This is a genomic window from Mycobacterium sp. UM_Kg1 (assembly GCF_000972925.1).
Taxonomy (GTDB): Bacteria; Actinomycetota; Actinomycetes; order Mycobacteriales; family Mycobacteriaceae; genus Mycobacterium; species Mycobacterium hiberniae.
Genome location: NZ_JRMK01000072.1, coordinates 1 through 22315, shown reverse-complemented (window position 1 = coordinate 22315; position 22315 = coordinate 1). Strand labels below are relative to the sequence as shown.

Below are 22315 nucleotides of genomic sequence, written 5' to 3'. Positions count from 1 at the left end.
GTATGCCGCCGGCGCTTCTTGGCTGCCATGTCGTTGCCGATTCTTCCTGCCCGAACACCGGGCATCAGAGTCGCACAACAACTGGACCATTACGAGGGGCTCACCTCAGCAGATCCACAACCCACCTGGGGCTAGCAAATTTTGCCTGCACAAAACCTGCGGTCAGACCATGTAAGCGAGAATCCAGCAGGACGATTAACATCCGCACTATGGCCATCCCAGAACCGGACCGGCTTGCAACGGCGGATGTCCCTCCCCTGTGCGACGGGAGCGGCTTAACTCTCAGGAGGCACGGCGTCTCGGCCGCTGCAACTGGTGCCGAAGAGCGCAAGCCGAAAGCTTCCTGCCGTGGCTGATCTACCTCCCGGCAAATGGTCGGCTTCCCTAGTTGGAGCGTGGTGGCCCGCGCCGCCAACCGACGTGACCAAGAGCGTTCAGCACTGGTCGTTTCAGTCGAGAGCTAAGGAGCAGGAGGCTGTCGAACTCCAGTCTTTTACGCAGAGCGTTAGCGCTCGGAACAGCGGGCATACGACCGAAGACGAGTTGATACGCCTCCGAATCGGCTACAACCGTCTTACGAGTGCCGCTGAGCACTGTCGTAGCAAGAGCGTCGCGTGCGACAGCGTCGCCAGGGCCGTAATCGAACTGCGCCGAAATCTGACCAACGTCGCCAACCGCTATAATCCGCTCATCGACAATCTCGTAGCGAAGAAGACCCCCGAATCGCTAGCAGAAGCTGTCAGTCTTATTTCTGACGCCAATGCCGAATCAGGCCAGCACAGTGCCGATGCCATCAGCAAGATCATTGCAGCCACCGAGCAAATGTTCGTAGATTTGGGCATCGAGGGAGACGCCCAGCGATGGTTGCAAGATAACGGCGCAAAGATGGCTCCTGAGAGCTCCCAAATACCCTCCAGCGACGAATTGGTCAGAACAGCTGCTGGGACGTCGGATCTTCCTTTTCCTTTCGGCACCGGAGACATGAACGACCACGCCGGTGGCGACGGCTTGCCGTTTCCATTCGGCGACGGCGGGCTAGAAGTACAAACAAGCGAAGACCGATCGACCCCGGGTGGTTCTGCCAGTGAGGCCACCGATCCCGTCAGCCCCGCTACTGGGCAGGGGGTCCTGGAAGGCGAACCGCCCAGAAGCACAGCCAACGGGATTGGCTTATTCGGGCCGCCTACTGGATCGGGCCCGGGGGTCGGGCTAACCTCCAACACTACCCGTGGAACTGGTAGCAGTGGCCTCACAACCAACACCGCCCCTGTTGCCTCCACCACAGGCAGAAGCGGCATCACAACCGACGCCACAGCTATAGACGGAACTGGCACAGGCGCTAACGGTTTGAGCAACAACGCAATTGGCAATGTCATCACCGACCACTCGGGTGCCCCGATCAGCGCCCCCGCCCCCAGCACTCCCACCCCCGGCATGCCTGGCGGCATTCCTTCCGGCGGCGCCATGCCGCAGCCCATGGCCTCCTCCATGCCGGGCTTCGGCTCCCCAGCTGGACCTCCCGACGGCGCCATATCTCCCGGCCTTGCCAGCGGCGGGCAAGCCCAGGCCTTCGCTTCGGGCCTGCCCGGCGGACCGCCGGGACCCGGCGGGCCGCCGCCTCCCTTAGCGCCCGGCGGACCGGGCCCAGCGGGGTTGGGCCAGCCGCCGCAGCTTGCCCCCTCCCCGCCGGTGACCCCGATGGCAGGCGGTGCGCTGGACAACCTGGCCCAACTGGCCAGTTCCGGTGCCGAGGCCGCGCCCGCCGCCCCGGCCGGGAACGCTGCCCCACTGCCGCCGGCACCACCGCCGGTCACGGCCAGCTCAGCCGCTGTTCCAGCGGGTCCGTCCATCACCGCCCCGCTAGCTCCGTCGGGACCGTTGCCCGGCTATGGCGCAGACCTGCGCCCGGCCGCTGCGGCCATCCCGGCCGCACCCACCGCGCCGGCCGGACCGGCCGGTCCGCCGCCCCCGCCCGCCAGCTCGCCGGCACCGGGTGGTCCGACAGTGGCTTCCGCCGGCAGACCCAGCGGTGTCGGTGCGCAGTCCGGCGCATCGGTCGCCGGCGGAATGGCCGCTAGCGGCACCGCTGGAGCGGGAGCGGGCACCGCTGCGCGACGCCTGGCCGAGCACCAGGATCTGCAGCGCAAAGTTGACGCCGTGGCCCGCCAGGCTCCGCACCTGGCCTGGGCGGTCGGCCTGCGCGACGACGAAACCACCGTGGTGGCGACCGACCTGGCCGGCGGCTGGATTCCGCCGACAGTGCAACTCCCCCAAGGGTTGACGCTGCTGGATCCCGCCCAGCGCCGCCGCGACACTCGCGCAGTTGATCTGCTGGGTGCGGTCGTCGCAGCCGTGGCCCACCACCCCAATGCCTACGTCAGCGAGGCGGGACCGGCGGATCCGATTCCCGGCAGTGGGGAGCGTGCTCGCTATGGCCACCAGGTCGAGGAACTCGGCCCCACGCTGATCGATCTCGCGGCAACCAACACCCGCCTGCCCCGAATCGTGCAGACCGTCGCGCGTGCGGTGGCCCGCCGTTCCGGTGTCGCCGACAACGAGGTCGCGCTGTTTCGGCAGGTGCTGGCCGAGACCGAGGCGCGCATCGCGGCGTCCTATCCACACCATGCGCCCCGGGACGTAGGCGACTGGATGTTGCTGGCGGCCATCGACGCCCTGATCGACGGCAGTCAAGAGCTGGCCGGCTATCACCTGGCTTGGTATCAGGTCACCGCGGTGCGACCGGGAGGGGAAACGCCATGACCGATGACTTCGTTCGGCATTACGGCGAGGACTTCTTGCACATCGCACTCTCACAGCCCCCAGCGGCTATCCCACCCGGCCCGGTCCATCCCGGCGGGTCATCGCCCGTGGATGCCACGATGGCGGCCTTCGGGGCCGCGACCAACCTGAACCTGGTCGAGACCAACACCGGACTCGCCGAAGACCACGCTGACCGCGCCGGCCACGCCGCCGACGCTGTACAGAAGTTCGCCAACCACGAGGCCGACGCGGCAGCGCGATTTCAGAACGTTGCCGCCGAAGCCGGCCCGGCGATGGCCGGCCAAGGGCCGCAGGAGGCCATGGGTGGGGCGATGCAGGGCATCACCAGTGCGATGCAGGGCATCACCGGAGCGCTCGGCGGCGCGCTCGGCGCGGTGGGCAAGCTGCCGCAGGGGTTGATGCAGGCCGGTCAAGGTGCGTTGTCGCCGCTGATGAGCGCGGCGCAGTCCTTGAGCAAGGGCGGGCTTGGCGACGCCACCTTGGCTTCCGACTTCGGTGCCGATCCGGGGTTGGAAGGCGGCGAGTTCGGCTCCGGTGGAGCAGGCGGCGGGCTGGGCGTGGGCACCACGCCGGCCAGCAACCTGGGCCCACCCCCGGTTCCGGGAACGTCGGCGCCCACTACGCCCACCAGCTCCCTGCGCGGCACGGCAATGGCGGCTCCGGCCGGCGGTGTGCCGGCAACCGGTGGGACCGGCGGCGGAATGATGCCGATGATGCCCGGCGGGGCAGGTGCCGGCGCCAAGGGCAAAGAGGACAAGACCGACGCCAAGCGCATCGCCGCTCCCGGCGTGCCCAACGGTCAACCCGTCAAGGGCCGCACCACAGCTCCACCCAATGTGCCGGTGACCAAGACCGTCGCCAAAGACGCCGGCCATCCTGGCATCACGCCACTCAAACGCATTGTCGACAAGGACGACTCAGCGACGTAATTCCCCCACCGACGAGGCGCTAGATGGGCAGCAGGCCGTGCTTACGCTGCACCTTGGGGTAGTTCTGCTTGTCGCGCAGCAGGCGAAGCGACTTGCGCAGCAACAATCGTGTCTCGTGTGGCTGGATCACGGCGTCGATGTAGCCACGCTCGGCGGCTGTCCACGGAATCGCCATGTTCTCGTTGTATCCGTTGATGAAGTCCTGCTTGATCTTCTGCACCTCGGGCGCGGTCGGATCCGGGAACCGTTTGACCAGCAGCTGTGCCGCGCCATCGGCGCCGATGACGGCGATGCGGGCGGTCGGCCACGCAAAGTTCAGGTCAGCCGACAGCTGCTTGGAACCCATGACCGCGTACCCGCCGCCGTAGGCCTTGCGGATGATCACCGTCACCTTGGGCACGTCGGCCTCGACGATGGCGTTGAAGAACCTGCCCCCACGCTTGATGATCCCGTTCTTCTCCTCCGCCACCCCAGGCATCGCGCCGGGAGTATCGACGACGAAAACCAGTGGGAGATTGAATGAGTCGCAGAATCGAATGAAGCTGGCCGCCTTGTCGGAGGCCTCGGTGTCGACCGCCCCGGACATGAACATCGGCTGGTTGGCGATCACCCCGACCGGATGCCCGTCGACGCGGGCGAAAGCGGTGATCATCGCTCGCCCGCGCTGCTCGGCGATCTCGAAGACATCGCCGTCATCGAAGATCCGCAGCAGGATCTCGTGCATGTCGTAGGCGACGTTGTCCGAGTCCGGAACGATGGAGTCCAATTCCAGGTCGTGCGGCGTGATTTCGGGCTCGAGGCCCGGGTTGATGACCGGCGCGTCGTCGAAGTGGTTGGACGGCAGGAACGACAGGTAGTCGCGCACGTACTGGAAAGCCGCGGCTTCGTCGTCGACCACCTTGTGAATGTTGCCGCGCTGCGCCTGGACGTCGGCGCCGCCGAGTTCGTCGAAGGTCACGTCCTCGCCGGTGACGTCCTTGATCACGTCGGGCCCGGTGATGAACATGTAACCCTGGTCGCGCACAGCCACCAGCAGGTCGGTCTGGATCGGCGAATAAACCGCTCCCCCAGCACATTTACCCAAGATGATCGAGATCTCCGGCACCAGGCCGCGCAACATCTCGTGACGCCGGCCCAGTTCGGCGTACCAAGCCAGTGAAGTCACCGCATCCTGGATGCGCGCGCCCGCAGAGTCGTTGATGCCGATGATCGGGCAGCCGACCATGGCCACCCACTCCATCAGCTTGGCCACCTTGCGGCCGAACATCTCCCCGACCGAACCCTGGAACACGGTCTGGTCGTGGCTGAACACGCCGACGGGCCGGCCGTTGATCCGGCCGTGGCCGGTGACCACGCCGTCGCCATACAGCGCGTTCGGGTCACCGGGGGTCTTGCACAGCGCACCGATCTCCAAGAAGGTGCCGGGGTCCAGCAGGGCGTGGATGCGTTCGCGTGCGCTGGGGATTCCCTTCTTCGCACGCTTGGCGACGGCTGCCTCACCCGCAGGTTCCTTTGCCAGCTCCAGCTTTTCGCGGAGCTCGGCCAACAGTTCGGCGGTGGTCTTGTTCGTCACGCGCTCTCGCTCTCGGCTTGGATGCGGCTGATCGCCTCACTCATGTGGGCGCCCACCTTGGCAATGTAGGGCTCATCGATCGCCTGAATGTGCTCACCCCCGATGTGCACGATCTCCAGGTCAGAGATGTACTCGCCCCAGCCCCCGTCGGGCTTGCGGGTCGCGTAGGCAGGCTCGAACACGATGGCGTCATCGTGGTAGCGATCGGCCATGTACAAGGTGACGTGACCGTCATACGGCTGGATCTCGATGGTGTCCAGCGCGCGGTTGTCCAGGTATGACGTGCGCTGATGCTCGATGATCCCGCCCGGGATCTGCACGCCGCTCTGCGCGACGACCTCCAGGACGAACTTGACCTGGCCCTCGTCGTCGAGCTTCTCCAGTTCCTCGTAGGGAATCTCGGGAACCTCGACATTGAAGGTGCGCTCGGCGAACCGTGCGTAGCGGTCCCACCGCGCCCGCATGCCCTCCTTGCTCTGGTCAATCGGCTCACCCGGCAGCACCAGGTCGATCAATCCGACGAAGCGGACGTCGGCGCCGGCCTCCTTGAGCCCGATCGCACACGCGTAGGCCAGCGCCCCGCCCAGCGACCAGCCCGCCAGCATGAACGGCCCGTCGTGCAACTCCAGCAGCTTGGGCACGTACTCGGCCGCACGCTCCTCGATGGAGCCCTCCACCCGTTCGAAGCCATAGATCGGGGTGTCGGCCGGCAGCCTCTTCATCAGCGGCTCGTAGACCACGGTCGAACCGCCCGCCGGGTGGAACACGAACAGCGGCAGACTCGGCGAGCCTTCCTTAGGCGCCCGCAGAGTGCGGACGAAACCGTCCACCACCCCGTCCTCGAGTTGGTCGCGGACGACGGTCGCCAGGCCCTCGATCGTGGTGGCCGCCTTGACGTCATCGACGGTGATGATTCCCTCCGCCCGCTCCGACAACCGGGCAGCGAGCTTCTCGGCCAATTCATCGTCCAGCGCGGGCAGTTCGTTGAAGATCCCACCCGGCGACTTCCCGGTGACGATCGCCCAGGTGGCGAAGGTGACCCGCTCGGCGGCGTCACGCGGGGGCACGTCGGCGCCCAGCGCCTCGGTCACCGCCTCCTGGGTGAGCACCTTGGCAGCCGCAGCGGCGGCGGTCTTGGTGCTGACGCCGCTGTTGACCCCCGGACCCGACGGGTCGGTGGGCGGCGGCGGAACCGCCGGCCCCGCCGGGTTGGTGGGCGGCGGCGGCACGGGTGCGCCGCCGGGGCCGGCCGGGTTGGTCGGCGGCGGCGGGATCGGGATGTCCGAAGCGGGCGGTGCCGCAGGCGGTTCCTGCTCCGTGGCCGACTCAACCGGCGCCGCCGGGGCATCCCCGGCCGCCTCGGCGGCCTTGGCCGCCGCCAGGATCGCGGCCTGCTCGGCGGCGATCTCCTCCGGCGTCTGGGTCTGCTGGTGCTCGTGCAGCGCTTCGACCTCGTCGCGGTGCTCAACGGCGTAGCGGATCATTTCCTCGACGTTGTAGAGGTTCGCGTCGCGCACCGCGGTCAGCTGGATCGGCGGCAGGTCGAAGTCGTATTCGACCCGGTTCTTGATTCGCACAGCCATCAGCGAATCCAGACCCAACTCGATCAGCGGCACCTCCCACGGCAAGTCCTCGGGCTCGTAGCCCATCGCACCGCCGACGATCGTGCCCAACCGCTCGGCAATGGTCTCACCGGATTCCGGCGACCACTTGGCGAAGCTCGCGGCCAGGCCGGCGCCGGCGGTCAGGTTGTCGTGCAGGATCTCGGCGTCGTCGACCTCGGGTTCCACCGGAGCCGCAACCGAGGTGGCGGCGACCGCGGTGCCCGCCCCGACGGCGATCGGCAGCGAAACGCTCTCGGCCCCAGCGCGACTCACCAACGCGTCGTAGACCAGCGTGAACGACTCGCCGATGCGTGAGTGCACCTGCACTGCGGCACCACCGGGGTGCCGGGTCAGCGTGGTCACCAGCCGAGAGCCCTCGGCCGGCACCGCACGCTGCTCGCTGGCCACCAGCGTCGCATCCGGAAGCACTGCTGCCGCTGCGGCTTTCACCAGGGCAGCCAGGTCCGTCTCCCCGCGACCGGCGTACTCGAAGACGTGCCGGCCGTCCGGTGTCGCGACGTGCGAGCCGGGCATGACACCGGTGGCGTCGCCGGAGAACCGGGCGTCGAGCCAGTGCGGCTTGCGCCGGAAGCGGGTCGGCGGAATGTTGGCGAACTCCGCCGGACTGATCGGCCCCTGCACCTCACGCGGGAACAGCGTCCGGAAATCGAGGTCGTGGCCGTAGACGTAGAGCTGGGCCATCGCCATGGTCATCGCGTCGACGTCGTCTTGCTTGCGGGCCAGCGTCGCGATCAGCTGCGCGTCGTGCAGTCCGGCGTCGGCGGTGGTCAGCCCCACCTGCATCAGGGCAACCGGGTTGGGCGCCAGCTCCAGGAAGGTGGTGTAGCCGTTGTCGACGGCGTTGCGGACACCGTGGGTGAAGTAGACGCTGTGCCGCATCCCCTTCTTCCAGTAGTCCACGTCGTGGATGGGCTCACCGCCGGGCTTGACGTAGCTGCCCTCATGCACCGTCGAGAAGATGCCGATATTCGGCGTGCGCGGCTCGATGCCCTGCAGTTCGGCGGAGAACTCGCCGAGCAACGGGTCCATCTGCGACGTGTGGCCCGCGCCCTTGGTCTGCAGCTTGCGCGCAAAGCGGCCCTCAGACTCGGCGCGGGCGACGATCTCATCGATCTGCTCGGGCGGACCGCCGATCACGGTCTGGCTCGGGGCGGCGTAGACGCACACCTCCAGGCCCGGGAAGTCGGCGAATACCGTCTTGAGCTCCTCGGCGGAGTACTCCACGAGCGCCATGAACCGGATGTACTCGCCGAACAGCATCGCCTCGCCCTCACCCATCAGGTGCGCGCGTGAGCAGATCACCCGGGTGGCGTCGGCCAGTGACAGGCCGCCGGAGAAGTAGGCCGAGGCCGGTTCACCCAGCGACTGACCGATGACGGCGGTCGGGCGCGCCCCGTGATGCTTGAGCATTTCGCCGAGCGCGATCTGGATGGCGAAAATCGCGATGTTGGAGGTCTCGATGCCGTACTCGTGCGAGTCGTCGAGGATCAGTTCCAGCACCGAGTAACCGCGCTCGTCCTGGACCAGGGCGTCGACCTTCTCGATCCACTCGGCGAACACCGGGTTGCGCAGGTAGAGGTTCTTGCCCATCTTGCGGTGCTGGGCGCCGAAGCCGGCCATCACCCACACCGGCCCGTTGGTGACCGGGCCGTCGGCGGAGTAGACGTTGGGCTTCTGCTTGCCCTCGGCGACCGCGCGCAGGCCGGCAATGGCCTCATCGTGGTCGTGGGCCAGCACCACAGCCCGCGACCGGCCGTGATTGCGCCGCGACAGTGCGCGACCGATGGACGTCAGCGGCGTGGCCCGGCCCTCTTCGCTGTCGATCCAGTCGGCCAGCTCGGCCGCAGCGGCTTTCTTGCGGGAGGTCAGGAACGCCGAGATCGCCAGGGGGATCAAGGGTTTCACCGGTTCTTCGGCGGCCAGTTCGGCCAGCGCCTCTTCCCGCAGGCGCAACGCCTCGTCGGTCAGGCCCGGCAGTTCGTACTCGGGCTCGTCACCGTAGCCGTGCGATCCCTCGGGGGCGATGAACTCGCCGTACTCGTCGAAACGGGGCGCTTCGTGCTCGACGACGTCATCGCCCGCGTCGGCGGCGTCGGTGACCGGCTCTTCGGGCTGCGGCTCACGCTCGATCACGTCGCGCGGCAACACCTCGCGCACCACCAGGTGCGCGTTGGCGCCACCGAATCCGAAACCGGAGACCCCGGCCACCGCATAGCCGCCGTAGCGCGGCCAGTCGGAGACGGTGTCGGCGACCTTCAGGCGGCTGCCGGCGAAGTCGATGTAGGGGTTGGGGCCGGCGTAGTTGATCGACGGCGGAATCTTGTCGTGCTGCAGGGCCAGCACGATCTTGGCCAGGCTGGCCGCGCCGGCAGCCGACTCCAGGTGTCCGACATTGGATTTCACCGCGCCCAGCAGGGCGGGCTTGTCGGCGGCGCGACCGCGGCCGACCACGCGGCCCAGCGCCTCGGCCTCGATCGGGTCGCCCAGAATGGTCCCCGTGCCGTGCGCCTCGATGTAGTCAACGGTGCGCGGGTCGATCCCGGCGTTCTTGTACGCCTTGCGCAGCACGGCGGCCTGGGCGTCGGGGTTGGGGGCGAGCAGGCCGTTGGAACGGCCGTCGTGGTTGACCGCAGACCCGGCGATCACCGCCAGAATCTGGTCGCCGTCGCGGCGCGCGTCGTCCACCCGCTTGAGCACCAGTACGCCGCCACCCTCGGAACGGGCGTAGCCGTCGGCGTCCGACGAGAACGACTTGATCCGGCCATCGGGCGAGAGCACCCCGCCGACCTCGTCGAAACCGACCGTGACCAGCGGGGTGATCAGTGCGTTGACGCCGCCGGCCACGGCCACGTCGGCCTCACCGCTGCGCAACGCCTGCACGGCCTGGTGCACCGCCACCAGCGACGACGAGCAGGCGGTGTCGACGGCCACCGACGGGCCGCGGAAGTCGAAGAAGTAACTCACCCGGTTGGCGATGATCGAGCTCGCGTTGCCGGTGATGGCATACGGGTGGGTGATGCTCGGGTCCGACAGCGCCAGGTTCTGGTAGTCGGCGTTGGACGAGCCCAGGTACACCGCGACGGATTCACCGCGCAGCGCCGACGCCGGAATGCGGGCGTGCTCCAGGGCTTCCCAGGTCAGCTCCAGCGCCATCCGCTGCTGCGGGTCGATGTTGTCGGCTTCCATCTTCGACAGCGCGAAGAACTCCGCGTCGAAACCCTTGATGTCGGACAGGTAGCCGCCGCGGGTGCGCGCCTTGGCGACTCGCTCGGCGACCCGGGGCTCCTCCAGGAACTCCGACCAGCGGCCCTCGGGCAGGTCGGTGATCGCGTCGAAGCCCTCCAGCAGCTTGCGCCAGGTCTCCTCCGGGGTGTTCATGTCGCCGGGGAAGCGGGTGGCCAGACCCACCACGGCGATGTCGTCGACGTCGGCGTCGCGCGACCAGTCCTCGCCGTCGGAATCGTCGACCACCACCGGCTCGCCCTCGACGATCACGGTGGCCAGGGCCTCGATTGTCGGGTGCCGGAACGCCACCGTCGCCGACAACGTCACGCCGGCGAAGTCCTCGATGTCCGACGCCATGGCCACCGCGTCGCGCGAGGACAACCCCAGCTCGATCAGCGGTGCCGTCTCGTTGATCTTGTCCGGCGACTGGCCGGTGGCGTTGGCCACCCAGTTGCGCAGCCAGGCCCGCATGTCGGCGACGGTCAGGTCGGTGCGGCTGGTGCCGCGCAGGATTGCGTCGTCGCCGTCGCCGGTCATCTGCGGAGCCTCGCTCATCTGGGTTAGACCTCGTCGGGGTAGGCGTTCGGGCCGGTCGTGCCGCCACGCAGGCTGCCGTCGAGATAGGCGGCCCGGCAGGCGCTGCGACCGATCTTGCCGCTGGACGTGCGGGGCACGGTGCCCGCCGACACCAACAGCACGTCGCGCACGGTCACCCCGTGGCGCACCGCGATGGCGGCGCGGATGTCATCGGCGATGGGCTGGTAGTCCAGCTTGTGGGCGCCCGGGGCGCGCTCGGCCACGATCACCAGCTGTTCGGAGCTGTCCTCCGGGTCGAACTTCAGCCCGGAATGCGGGTTGTCGAACGCGGACTGCGGCAACTGGTTGGCCGGCACCGAGAACGCCGCCACATAGCCGGCCCGCAACGCGCGGCTGGCCTCCTGGGCGGAGTACTCGAGATCCTGCGGGTAGTGGTTGCGGCCGTCGACGATCACCAGGTCCTTGACGCGGCCGGTGATGTAGAGGTCGTCCTTGTAGTAGGCGCCGTAGTCGCCGGTGCGCACCCAGAAGCCGTCGGGGTCGGATCCCTCGGCGCGCGAGGGGCTGGTCCGCGACTTGAGCACGTTCTGGAACGTATCGGCCGTCTCCTGCTCACGGTTCCAGTAACCGACGCCCATGTTGTTGCCCTGCAGCCAGATCTCACCGATCTGGCCGTCGGGCAGCTCGGCGCCGGTCTCGTAGTCGACGATCACCGCCCACTGGTCCACCGAGACCCGGCCGGCCGAAGCCTGGGCGACCGCGTTGGGGGCGTCGGCGGCAACCTCGACGAACCGGTTGCCGTTGTTGAGCTCCTCGCGATCGACATAGACGATGCTCGGACCCTCGTCGGGCGGGGTGGTGGACACGAACAGGGTGGCCTCGGCCAGCCCGTAGGACGGCTTGATCGCCTCCTCGCGGAAACCGTACGGACCGAACGCCTCGTTGAACCGGCGCACCGATGCCGCCGACACCGGTTCGCTGCCGTTGAGGATCGCCCGGACATTGCTCAGGTCCAGCGGCGGGTCGCCCTCCTTGGGCAGGCCGCGGGCGGCGGCGTGCTCGAAGGCGAAGTTGGGGGCCACCGAGAAGCACTCACCGGTGTCGCCCTCCTTGCGGGCCATCTCCTTGATCCACCGGTAGGGCCGGCGGACGAAGGCGGCCGGGGTCATGAAGGTGAACTGCTGACCCATGACGCACGACAGCAAGATGGTGACCAGGCCCATGTCGTGGAAGAACGGCAGCCAGGTCACACCGCGGTCGCCCTCGCGACCCTTGAGCGAATCGAGCAACTGGACGACGTTGGTCGGCAGGTTCAGATGGGTGATCTTCACGCCGGTGGGCGTACGCGTGGACCCGGAGGTGTACTGCAGGTAGGCGATGGAGTCGCGGTCGACTTGGGGCATCTCCCAGGTCGAGCCGACCTCGACCGGCACCGCGTCGACCGCGATCACGCGCGGGCGGGCATTGGCCGGGCGGCTGCGGAAGAACTTCCGGACACCCTCGGCCGAGTCGCTGGTGGTGAGCACCGCCGAGGGCGTGCAGTCATCGAGCACCGCATGCAGCCGGCCCACGTGACCGGGCTCGCTCGGGTCGAACAGCGGCACCGCGATGCGGCCGGAGTACATGATCCCGAAGAACGACACCAGGTAGTCCAGGTTCTGCGGGCACAGAATCGCGACACGGTCGCCGGGCTGGGTGACCTGCTGCAGCCGGGCGCCCAGCGCGCGGTTGCGGGCACCGAATTCCGACCAGGAGAGCTCCCGGGCCACACCGTCGCGCTCGGTGGAGTAGTCGAGGAACCGGTACGCAACCTTCTCCCCGCGAAGCGCAGCCCAGCGCTCAACGGTCTTCACCAGGTTGGCGTTGTCCGGGAACCGGATCTTGCCGTCCTTGACGAAGGGGTTGTGGTAGGCGGCCTGTGTTGCCGGGGCCATCAAAATCTCCTGTCGCGAACATACGTTCAGTCAACTGCCGGGCGCGTCGGGTCGCGCTGGTGCGCTACATCGCGGGCCCGGGACCTCACAGATGGTAGTGGGTTACCGCAACCCGGCGATGCGCTGCTGCCGTGCGACCATGAGCCGCCGCTCTTAAATTGCTCTTAATGTTAGAGGCCGGTGCGCCCCATGCCAAATCACACGGTACCGCGTGTGACGCCGGTCGCTGGGTCACGCGGCGGTCCCAGCTTCACCTCTCCTGCGTCGAGCCTCGCTGAACCTCCGGGTCACGCGGCGTCAGCCGTGCGGCGGATGCGGCGCATTGGCGACCATGTCCCGTGCCCAGTTCAGGGTCCACTCGGTGGCGGACGCGCCGTCGCTGCTCCAGAAATCCGGGGTGGCGTACATCGCGTGCACGGGCTGGCCGGCCCCGCCGGCCAGCGTCTCCAGCGTGGCCGGCAGCCTGCCTACGCTGAACGCCTCGCGGGGCGCGGCGCAGATCAGGTCACCGCGCGCGCAAATCTCGTTCGTGCGCTTCGCGAGGTCACCGAACCCGCCGTCGCGCGCACCGGTCATGGTCAGGCCCATCCCGGACAGGATCGGCAGCTCGTGCAACGTGACCTCGGCACCCTGCCCCGGCGGGGTCGGCGGCACATTGACGCCGCCGGCGCTGCCGTCCTGGCGGCGGCCGTCGGCGATCAGCGTGACGCCCAGGACCAGATCCTCGTCGACCGGGCCGCGTCCGTTGCCGATGTCACTCGCGACGTCGCCGGCGATCACCGCGCCCTGCGAAAAGCCGATCAGCACGTAGCTGGTCAGCGGGCAGCGGTCATTCATCTCGGTCAGCGCCTTGACCGTGGCGCGCGTGCCTTCGGCACGGCTGTCGTTGTAGCTCATCTGCTTGTCGGCCGACAGCGGATTGTGGAACTGCGCGGTGTAGGGGACGGTGTAGGTCTGCAGCCGCCCTCCGTCGAACTGCTCGGCCAACGGGCGGGTGACGGTGAGCAACAGCGCCCGGGGGAACTCGGTGGGGTTCAGCGGGTCATCGGTCGGTGAAGACTCCCAGGTGCCGGGCACCGCCACCAGCTGCACATCGGGGCAGCTGGCGTCCTGGAAGGCCGGGCGCGGCTTTTTGGGCCGTGTCGGCACCGAGCTGGTCGGCGGGACGGCCGCGCCGGGCTGGTCGGCGATCGGCGGGGTGGCGGGGCGCCTGATCCAGATCACCACAGCCACGATCACCAGGGCCACCACCAAAGCCATCGCGCCGGCGGCGATCCAGGCAAGGATGCGGCGGCGGTTAGCCGGTGACTTGCGTGCTGACTTGCGGGGAGACTTCCGCGGGGACTTCCGTGCTTTGTTGGCCATATCGCCTATCACGGTACAGATCGGCGACGGCGGGCACTGACTCTGCGCCCACCAGGCGATCTACTCGAACTTGTGGCTGGTGGGCGCAGAGTCAACGCCGAAAGTCAGCGAATAGCGCCGATGATGTCACCGACCATCGCACCCAGCTGCGACGACCACGAACCCCAGCCGTTGTCCCCGGGCGAGAAGTCGAAGTGCGCGTTCTTGCCGCGGACCTGGCGGTACTGCATGTGGAAATACCGCCCGCTGCCGGCCGCCTCGGCGGGGTCCCCGATCATCGCCGCGGGGTTGGACGCGCCGCCCAGCGGGCTGTAGATCCAGACCCGGGTGTTGTTCTGAGCCAGCAGGGTGGCGTGCACGGTGGGGTCATGCCACTTCCAGCGGCCCAGCTGGGGCGCTCCCCACATGCCGTTGGGGTCCAGCCCGCCGAAGTTCTGCAGGCCGGCGCTGATCACGCCGCTCTCGGTGGTGTTGGCCGGCCCCAGGAAGCCCGACATCGCACCGGCGAACCCGAACCGGTCGGGGTGGAACGTGGCCAGCGCCAGGGCCCCGTAGCCGCCCTGGGATGCGCCGACCACGGCGTGGCCGCCCGGCGCCAGGCCGCGGTTGGCCGCCAGCCAATCCGGCAGCTCAGTGGACAGGAACGTGTCCCACTGCTTGCTGCCGTCCTGCTCCCAGTTGGTGTACATGCTGTAGGCGCCGCCCGCCGGCGCGACGACCGAGACGCCCTTGCCGGCCAGTGTGTTCATCGCGTTGCCCGCGGTCACCCAGTTGCTCAGGTCGGGGTGGGCGTCGAACGCGTCGAGCAGGTACACCGCGTGCGGCCCCTGGTTCAGGAACGCCACCGGGATGTCGCGGCCCATCGCCGGCGACGGGACCATCAGGTTCTCGAACTGTGCGGCGTGCGCGGTCGGGCCGACGATGGTGCCCCCGCCCCACAGGCCCAGCATCAGTACGGCCACACACAGCGCCCGCAACACCTTCGACAGTCCGCTCATCTCCACCTCGCTCGTCGGCACAGCTTTTGTGATGGTTCGACCCACTGGTCGCACACGCCCTGACCCCGGGGGTAGTCAACCACACGGCGCTTGCTGCCAGGACGGGAAACGACCGACGGCGGCGACCCAGGAGGTCGCCGCCGTCAGCGGTACTTCTATCTGCGCTGCGGGACTACTCGCCGCTGTCGCCACCACCGGGCGTGGCGCCCAAGTGCGCCTGCAGGTCGGGCTTCATGGCCTGCAGCTGCTGGCCCCAGTACTCCCAGCTGTGCGTGCCGTACTCCGGGAAGTTGAAGATGGCGTTGTGGCCGCCGGCCGCGGTGTAGAGCTCCTGGAACTTCTTGTTCGCACCGATCATGAAGTTCTGCTCGAGGAACACGGCGGGAATGTTGTCGCCGCCCAGCTCGTTGGCCTTGCCGTTACCGCAGAACACCCACAGGCGGGTGTTGTTGGCCACCAGCTTCTCGACGTTGACGGTCGGGTCGTTGCGCAACCAGGCCGGGTCGTTGTCGTCGCCCCACATGTCGTTCTTCTTGTAGCCGCCCGCGTCGCCCATCGACAGGCCGATCCAGCCCTTACCGGTGGACGGGTTGAGGTAACCCGACAGCGAGCCCGCGTAGGTGAACTGGTTGGGGTGGTAGATCGCCAGCGTCAGCGCCGACGAACCGGCCATCGACAGGCCGACCGCGGCGTTGCGGCTCTGGCTCACGCCGTACTCCGAGGCCAGGTAGGCCGGCAGCTCGCGGGTGAGGAAGGTCTCCCACTTGTAGGTGGAGCAGCCCGCCTTGCCGCACGCCGGCTTGTACCAGTCGCTGTAGAAGCTGGACTGGCCGCCGACGGGCATGATCACCGAAATGCCGGAGTTCAGGTACCACTCGAACGCCGGGGTGTTGATGTCCCAGCCGTTGAAGTCGTCCTGTGCCCGCATGCCGTCGAGCAGGTACAGGCCCGGGGAGTCCGAACCGCCGGACTGGAACTGGACCTTGATGTCACGGCCCATTCCCGCCGAAGGCACCTGCAGGTACTCCACCGGCAGACCCGGCCGAGAAAACGCGTTCGCCTCGGGGGTACCGCCGACGACACCCACCAGTCCCGCCAGCAGGGCCGCGCCACCGGCTACGACCATCAACCTGTCAAGCAGCTTCATCCTTGGCATCCTCATTCGTTCATTGCCGTATTTGCCTCTAACGTGGCCCGACTCGGACCCGATCTGTGCGTGATAACGCAACAGTGCCGATGTAGTCAACCACAAAACGGGCGACATCGAAGGCTCTGGGTGGCGTCAGCGGGCCGGCTACCGGGGCCCGGAACAGCTTTTGTGACAACCGGCGCTGGTGCTCCACCCCGGCATTCCAGCCGGTGAGACCGGCCAAAAGGGGGTGGCTGACCGGTCCGCATAATGACGTCCGTCACAATTTCGCGCAGGCGGAGGCCAGCACGCCTCAGGGCACCTCCGGCGGCATCCCGGTGTATTGCGGACGCGTCGGTTCCGGCACGGCGAGCCCGCAGCGGATCAGTTCGTCGCGCGGGACTCGCTCAATCCGGTATCGGGTGTAGCTCGGCGAGTGCAACAGATTGGACAGGAACCGGCGCGGCCCCATCGGCGCGCGCACCGAGCCCAGCACCGCCGCGGTGTCCGGGCAGCGCAGGGCGGCCTCCGCCTGGGCGATCCAGTCCTGGTCCAAGTAGCCCGGGATGAGCGGATACCACTTGACCCACGGCCCGTCGGCCACCACCCAGTCCCGGAACAGGTCCTTGTCATGGCCGATCCGGCCGTGCTCCAGGCGCCCGGTGTGCGCCGCGATCGGGTTGGCCAACCCGATCTGGTCCAGCAGCCGCACGTCGAGGCCGGTGTTCATGCCCAGCATGCCCAAGTTGGTGAAGAAGACGGTGTGGGGTCCGGTTGCGCCCGGACCCGGATCGGTCCCAACGCCGATCCCGGGGGGCACCGGCACGATCACGGGCACCACGTCCCATTGGTCGTAATTGCCCGACGGCAGCAACAGGGCGCCGTCGGGGGTGGCGGCGATCGTGGTCAGCACGGCGCGCATGCGCGGATAGCCGAGGTAGTCCGCGCCGGTCAACGGATGAGGGTTGCCGGTCGCCTGGGAGTAGAACCGGCGCTCGTCGACGATTCCGGAGTAGGTGACACGGGTGGCGTCATAACCCATGCCCGGCGAATTGGCCGCCCACAGCGCCCAGCCGGCCACCGCCAGCCACAGCAGGCCGACGGCGCCGCTGAGCGGGTAACCGGCCTCCCGGTGGTAGCGGGCGCCGTCGGGCAGCAGCACCGGAATGACCGCCACCGGAGCCAGCATGCAGAACAGCGGCGCCAGCAGCACCCGGCCGTGCATGAAGTCCCCGCCCTGGCGCACCCAGTAGAGGGCCTGGAGCAGTCCGCTGGCCACGAAGAAACAGACCACCGCCCCGGGACTCTGCACCAGCCGGGCCCAGGGGCCGACACCGGGGGGAACCGGACGCCGGGGCCGATGACGGACCGCGGAACCGACCCACAGCGCCGCACCCAGCGCGGCGAGCAGCACGGTGGGCACCCACAACGCGTAGGGAGCGTTGAAGTTCGCCAGGTAGATCATGCCCTGCGACCACTTGTCCCCGGCGGCATCCTTGGCCAGTGCCGTTCCCGGCACCAGGAGGCCGTAGTAGCCCATCCGGAAGATCTGATACGCCACCGGCAGCGCCCCGCCGGCCAGCAGGATCTGCAGCCGGCGGCGCCAGTCGGGCGCGGCCACCAGCAGCATGACCAGGGCACCGCCGCCGATCAGCGCCAACTCGGGACGCACCAGCACGCTGAAGCCGGCCACGAACGCCAGGCAGGCGGTGAACCACGCGCCCCGTGCCCGCGAGCGCGGCATGCGCAGCGCCTGCGCCCAGCAGACCAACATCCACCACAGCAAGCCCAGGTAGGCGAGCACCAGACCGGTCTCCAGACCGGAGGTGGCGAAGTCCCGCGCCGGAGGCAGGGCGATGTAGACCAGCGCCCCGGCCGGCAACAGCAAGGCGCGGCGGCCCTGCAGGCCGGGCGCGTACAACCGGCCGGCGCCCAGCATCAGCATGGCCACCCCGGCCAGACTCAGTGCCAGCGCGAAGGCCAGTGCCACGTATTCCATCCGCAACGGCCCGCCGAGCCAACTGCCCAGATACATCAGGTACGTCCAGGCCGTGGAGGTGTTGGCCTCCACCCGCTCTCCGGCGTTGAACACCGGCCCGTTGCCGGCCAGCAGGTTGCGCACGGTGCGCAGCACGATCAGCCCGTCGTCGGAGATCCAGCGTCGCCGCCAGGCTCCGATGGCGAACATCGCCAGCACCACCGCCAGTCCAGCCAAGGAGCTCAGCCGCACCGACGGGCTGTAGGCGACCGCCGGCCAGCCCAGCGGCCGGACCCTGCGGTCCGGTGTCGCTCCTGGTGGGAGTCGGCTAGCCGAAGGCGACGGCAACACCGATGGTTCCGATCCAGGCCAGCGCCATCAACTGCATCACCCGGTCACGACGCAGGATGTCTTCGGGCTCGCCGGCCATACCGCCGTCGACGTCGACGGCGTAGCGCAGGATGCCGATGGTGATCGGAATGATCGACACCGCGTACCAGGAGCCCGAACCGCTGTCGCGTTCGAAGGCGAAAAGGCTGTAACAGACCAACATGGCGGTGGCCGACGCCGTCCACACGAAGCGCAGGTAGGTGCCGGTGTAGCTCTCCAGCGATTTGCGGATCTTGGCGCCGGTCTGCTCGGCGATCTGCAGTTCGGCGTAGCGCTTACCGGCCGCCATGAACAGCGACCCGAATGCCATTACCAGCAGGAACCATTGGGACAACGGGATGCTGGCGGCCACGCCACCGGCGATGGCCCGAATCAGGAATCCCGAGGAGACGATGCAGATATCCAGCACCGCTTGGTGTTTGAGACCGAAGCAGTAGGCCAGCTGGATGGCCAGGTAGATCGCCATCACCAGCGCCAGGTTCGGGGTCAGCCACCAGGAGATGCCCAGCGAGACCGCGCCCAGGGCCACCGCCAGGACGTAGGCCAGCCCCACTGGAACCACTCCGGCGGCGATCGGCCGGAACCGCTTGGTGGGATGCGCCCGATCGGCCTCGACGTCCTGGGCGTCGTTGACCAGATACACCGCGGAGGCGGCCAGGGAGAACACCACGAAGGCGATCAGCGACTTGCGCGCCAGGTCGGCGTAGTCGTAGTGGATGCCGCCCCCGAGTGCGGCCAGCGGGGCCGCGACCACCAACACGTTCTTGACCCACTGGCGGGGCCGGATCGCCTTGATGATGCCGGACAGCAGGTTGGCCGGCGGGCCGAGCTCCGAGGTTCGGTCTTGCGTGTCTGCGCTCATCGCGAGTCTCCAGAGTCGTCCAGGCGGATTGCGGCCGCGGCAACCGCGGCGCCCACCAGCGCGCCGGTGGCGACGTCACTGGGGTAATGCACGCCGAGCACCATGCGGGACAGCGCCATCGGCGGCACCACCAGGGCCGGAAGGGCCCGCGCCGGGAGCCCGGCCGCCCGGCCCAGCAGGATGGCCGCCGCCGCGGTGGAGGTGGCATGCGCCGAGGGGAAGCTCAACGCACTGGGGGTACCGACGTTGATGGCGATCGCCGGATGGTTCGGGCGCTTGCGGCGCACGATGCGCTTGATGATCACCGCGGCAGCGTGCGCGGCCAGGGTGCCGGCGCCGGCCAGCAGCCACGACCTACGCCGCTGCGGCTGGGCCAGCGCGCCGAGCGCCGCCACCGCCAGCCAGCCCAGACTGTGTTCGCCGAAGTGCGACAACGCCCGCGCCGCCGGCAGCACGCCGGGCCGCCCCGCCAGCGCCGACTGCACCGCGACCAGCACGGCGTCCTCGCCGTGCGGGGGAACCGCATCCGGGTCCAGGGCGTGTTCGGTCATGCCGACGTGACACCGTTGGGAAGCAGCACCGTCTCCCACTGCTGCTTGCTGGCCAGCGTGGGCAGCGCCCGGCGATAGGTCTGGCGCAAAGCGTCGAACCGGCGGGCCAGCTGGTACTGGCGCCGCAGCGACTCGCGCAGCAGCGACAACATCTTCTCCCGATCACGCTGGCGGTAGACCACTCCGCGCCCGTCGGCGGTGGTGACGGTGACACCGTCCTGGGTGCACAACAGGAACCAGCGGGCGTCCTGGGTGGGCACGTTGAGCTGCGGGCGCCGGTGATGCTCCGGTTCGGTCGCCTTGAGGTTGTGCAGGATGCCGCGCGCGAGCCGATAGCCGATGGTCAGCGGCTGCACCGGCGGACGCATCGGGCTGCGCCGCTGCGACGGGGCGGGCAGCTCGCTGGCGGCCGGCAGCACCACCGCGTCGGGGGAGGTCTTGCGCAGGGCGTGGATCTCCGGCAGCGCCGACTCCAGGATCGAGAAGATGTGCTCGGGTCCGGCCATGAAGTCGTCCAGCGCCTTGTTCTGCACGGCTACCGTCGAGTATTCAAGGCAGGCAAGGTGTTTCAGGGTCGCCTTGAGGTGGCTGCGAATCAGCCCGGAGATGTTGCCGTCCCAGTGCAGGGCCGCGACCATCAGCCGGTTGCGCAGGTGGAAGTAGGCCTGCCAGTCGATCGCGTCGTCCTTGTCGCTCCAGGCCATGTGCCAGATCGCCGCGCCGGGCAGCGTGACGGTCGGGTAGCCGTGCTTACCGGCGCGCAGCCCGTATTCGGCGTCGTCCCACTTGATGAACGACGGGATCGGCTGGCCGATCTCCTCGGCGACGGCGCGCGGGATCATGCACATCCACCAGCCGTTGAAGTCGACGTCGATGCGCCGATGCAGGTCCGGCGAGTCGGCCAGCGGGTCGGTGGCGAAGTTGTGGTCGTACTCGGTGTGCGGGGCGTTGGTCCACATGAACACGCCCGCATCGACGACCTCGCCCATGATGTGCAGGTGCGAGGGTTCCTGCAGGTTGAGCATGTGCCCGCCGATGAGGGTGGGCGTCTTGGCGAATCGGTTCAGTGCCAGAGCGCGCAGGATCGAGTCCGGCTCGATGCGGATGTCGTCGTCCATGAACAGGATCTGTTCGCAGCCGGTGTTCTTCAGCGCCTCGTACATGACCCGGCTGTAGCCGCCGGACCCGCCGAGGTTGGGCTGGTCGTGCATCGACAGCCGGTCGCCCAGCGCGGCGGCGGCTTCCGGGAAGCCGGGATGGTCGCGCACCTTGGCCGTGCCCTGGTCGGGAACGATGACCGCACTGATGACCTCGTCGACCTCGGCGTCGGAGGTCAGCGCCAACAGCGCGTTGACGCAGTCGTCGGGCCGATTGAAGGTGGGGATGCCGATGGCGATGTCCGCCCGGCCGGGAGCCTCGATCGGGGCGTACCAGCCGCCGCGGTCCAGCGTCACCGGGGTGTCGGTGGTGATGTCGAACCAGATCCAGCCACCGTCTTCGAACGGCTGCAGACCTACCTCGAACTCCACGACCGACGGGGCGTCATGGTTCTCGGCAGATCCGAAGGGCTTGCCTTCCACCGCGATACGCGCACCGGTCGCCTTGGAGCGGTAGACGTCGACCCGTCCCGATCCGGTCAGCTCCAGGCGCAGCACCACCGAGCCGAGGATCGACCAGCGACGCCAGTAGGAAGCCGGGAAGGCGTTGAAGTAGGTGGCGAACGAGACTTCCGACTCCTCGCCGATCTCCAGGCTGGTGCGGGTCAGCGGGTGCGCCCGCCGGCTGTTGGTCTCGGATTCCTCGATGTAGAGCTTGCGCACATCCAGCGGCTCACCCTGGCGCGGCAGGATGATCCGCGAAAGCCGGCTCACCGCGCGCGAACTGTCGGTCATGCCTTACTGCCCTCCCCCAGCGGCACCCCGTCGAGCAGGTGCGGCGCCAGGACGTTGTCGTACATGTTCAGCGCACTGGCGATGGCCATATGCATGTCCAGATATTGGTAGGTGCCCAGCCGCCCGCCGAAGAGCACCTTCGCCGAGTCCGTCTCCGCCTTGGCGCGCGCCCGGTAAGCCGTCAGCACCGCCCGGTCCGCCTCGGTGTTGATCGGGTAATAGGGCTCGTCGGCGTCGTCGGCGAACCGCGAGTACTCCCGCATGATCACCGTCTTGTCCGCGGGGTAGTAGTCGCGCTCCGGGTGGAAGTGCCGGAACTCGTGGATGCGGGTGAACGGCACATCGCCGTCGTTGTAGTTCATCACCGGGGTGCCCTGGAAATCTCCGGTGTCGAGAACTTCGAGCTCGAAATCCAGTGTGCGCCAGCCCAGTTTGCCTTCGGCGTAGCCGAAGTAGCGGTCCAGCGGTCCGGTGTAGACGACGGGAGCCGACGGGTTCGCCTTGCGCAGCTCGTCGCGTACGTCGAACCAGTCGGTGTCCAGGCGC

At 68.3% G+C, this 22315-nt stretch carries 13 protein-coding genes; 2 read left to right on the top strand and 11 right to left on the bottom strand.

The window, feature by feature from the left end; all coding sequences use genetic code 11:
* The first annotated feature begins 1698 nt into the window (after nucleotides 1-1698).
* Together LI92_RS24350 and LI92_RS12560 are read left to right on the top strand one after the other, a co-directional pair.
* Nucleotides 1699-2760 (top strand): DUF5631 domain-containing protein, encoded by a 1062-nt coding sequence (locus LI92_RS24350; RefSeq protein ID WP_286135064.1) that lies wholly within the window; start codon nucleotides 1699-1701, stop codon nucleotides 2758-2760.
* Nucleotides 2757-3710, top strand: a complete 954-nt coding sequence (locus tag LI92_RS12560) for a hypothetical protein (RefSeq protein ID WP_052740779.1) — start codon at nucleotides 2757-2759, stop codon at nucleotides 3708-3710. Before LI92_RS24350 ends, LI92_RS12560 begins: the two co-directional genes overlap by 4 nt.
* Before the next feature lie 19 nt (nucleotides 3711-3729).
* Here LI92_RS12560 and LI92_RS12555 read toward each other — a convergent pair whose 3' ends face one another.
* From LI92_RS12555 to LI92_RS12505, 11 genes are all read right to left on the bottom strand, one after another.
* Nucleotides 3730-5283 carry an acyl-CoA carboxylase subunit beta gene (locus LI92_RS12555; protein WP_046319339.1) on the bottom strand — a complete coding sequence of 518 codons (1554 nt, stop codon included), beginning with the start codon at nucleotides 5281-5283 and terminating at the stop codon, nucleotides 3730-3732.
* Nucleotides 5280-10670 (bottom strand): polyketide synthase Pks13, encoded by a 5391-nt coding sequence (gene pks13 / locus LI92_RS12550; protein ID WP_046319342.1) that lies wholly within the window; start codon nucleotides 10668-10670, stop codon nucleotides 5280-5282. The genes LI92_RS12555 and pks13 overlap by 4 nt, the downstream gene beginning before the upstream one ends.
* 23 nt (nucleotides 10671-10693) lie before the next feature.
* Nucleotides 10694-12604 (bottom strand): long-chain-fatty-acid--AMP ligase FadD32, encoded by a 1911-nt coding sequence (fadD32, locus tag LI92_RS12545; protein ID WP_046319337.1) that lies wholly within the window; start codon nucleotides 12602-12604, stop codon nucleotides 10694-10696.
* Nucleotides 12605-12901: 297 nt separating this feature from the next.
* Entirely contained in the window at nucleotides 12902-13969 is a 1068-nt protein-coding gene (gene culp6, locus LI92_RS12540; RefSeq protein WP_082109690.1) for a carboxylesterase Culp6, read from the bottom strand.
* 104 nt (nucleotides 13970-14073) lie between these two features.
* The gene (locus tag LI92_RS12535; protein WP_082109691.1) at nucleotides 14074-14967 is read right to left on the bottom strand and encodes an esterase family protein; all 894 of its coding nucleotides are present in this window, start codon (nucleotides 14965-14967) and stop codon (nucleotides 14074-14076) included.
* A gap of 172 nt (nucleotides 14968-15139) precedes the next feature.
* On the bottom strand, nucleotides 15140-16114 hold the full coding sequence (locus LI92_RS12530; protein WP_109560866.1) for an esterase family protein: 975 nt from the start codon (nucleotides 16112-16114) through the stop codon (nucleotides 15140-15142).
* Nucleotides 16115-16409: 295 nt separating this feature from the next.
* Nucleotides 16410-18425 (bottom strand): terminal beta-(1->2)-arabinofuranosyltransferase, encoded by a 2016-nt coding sequence (gene aftB / locus LI92_RS12525; RefSeq protein ID WP_046319333.1) that lies wholly within the window; start codon nucleotides 18423-18425, stop codon nucleotides 16410-16412.
* A complete protein-coding gene (locus LI92_RS12520; protein ID WP_046319331.1) occupies nucleotides 18403-19326 on the bottom strand; it encodes a decaprenyl-phosphate phosphoribosyltransferase in 924 nt (307 codons plus the stop codon). Before LI92_RS12520 ends, aftB begins: the two co-directional genes overlap by 23 nt.
* Nucleotides 19323-19877: a phosphatase PAP2 family protein gene (locus tag LI92_RS12515; RefSeq protein WP_046319330.1), complete on the bottom strand. Its 555-nt coding sequence runs from the start codon at nucleotides 19875-19877 to the stop codon at nucleotides 19323-19325. Before LI92_RS12515 ends, LI92_RS12520 begins: the two co-directional genes overlap by 4 nt.
* A complete protein-coding gene (locus LI92_RS12510) occupies nucleotides 19874-21769 on the bottom strand; it encodes a glycosyltransferase (RefSeq protein ID WP_046319328.1) in 1896 nt (631 codons plus the stop codon). Before LI92_RS12510 ends, LI92_RS12515 begins: the two co-directional genes overlap by 4 nt.
* A partial coding sequence (locus LI92_RS12505) for a UDP-galactopyranose mutase (protein ID WP_046319327.1) occupies nucleotides 21766-22315 on the bottom strand: 550 nt, incomplete at its 5' end. The genes LI92_RS12510 and LI92_RS12505, both read right to left, overlap by 4 nt.

Bases quoted from the DNA above. Each gene is read 5' to 3' on its own strand.
- LI92_RS12530 (WP_109560866.1), bottom strand. From the start codon at position 16,114: ATGAAGCTGCTTGACAGGTTGATGGTCGTAGCCGGTGGCGCGGCCCTG.
- LI92_RS12520 (WP_046319331.1), bottom strand. From the start codon at position 19,326: ATGAGCGCAGACACGCAAGACCGAACCTCGGAGCTCGGCCCGCCGGCC.
- fadD32 (WP_046319337.1), bottom strand. From the start codon at position 12,604: ATGGCCCCGGCAACACAGGCCGCCTACCACAACCCCTTCGTCAAGGAC.
- LI92_RS12535 (WP_082109691.1), bottom strand. From the start codon at position 14,967: ATGAGCGGACTGTCGAAGGTGTTGCGGGCGCTGTGTGTGGCCGTACTG.
- LI92_RS12510 (WP_046319328.1), bottom strand. From the start codon at position 21,769: ATGACCGACAGTTCGCGCGCGGTGAGCCGGCTTTCGCGGATCATCCTG.
- pks13 (WP_046319342.1), bottom strand. From the start codon at position 10,670: ATGACCGGCGACGGCGACGACGCAATCCTGCGCGGCACCAGCCGCACC.
- LI92_RS12560 (WP_052740779.1), top strand. From the start codon at position 2,757: ATGACCGATGACTTCGTTCGGCATTACGGCGAGGACTTCTTGCACATC.
- culp6 (WP_082109690.1), bottom strand. From the start codon at position 13,969: ATGGCCAACAAAGCACGGAAGTCCCCGCGGAAGTCTCCCCGCAAGTCA.
- LI92_RS24350 (WP_286135064.1), top strand. From the start codon at position 1,699: ATGGCAGGCGGTGCGCTGGACAACCTGGCCCAACTGGCCAGTTCCGGT.
- LI92_RS12515 (WP_046319330.1), bottom strand. From the start codon at position 19,877: ATGACCGAACACGCCCTGGACCCGGATGCGGTTCCCCCGCACGGCGAG.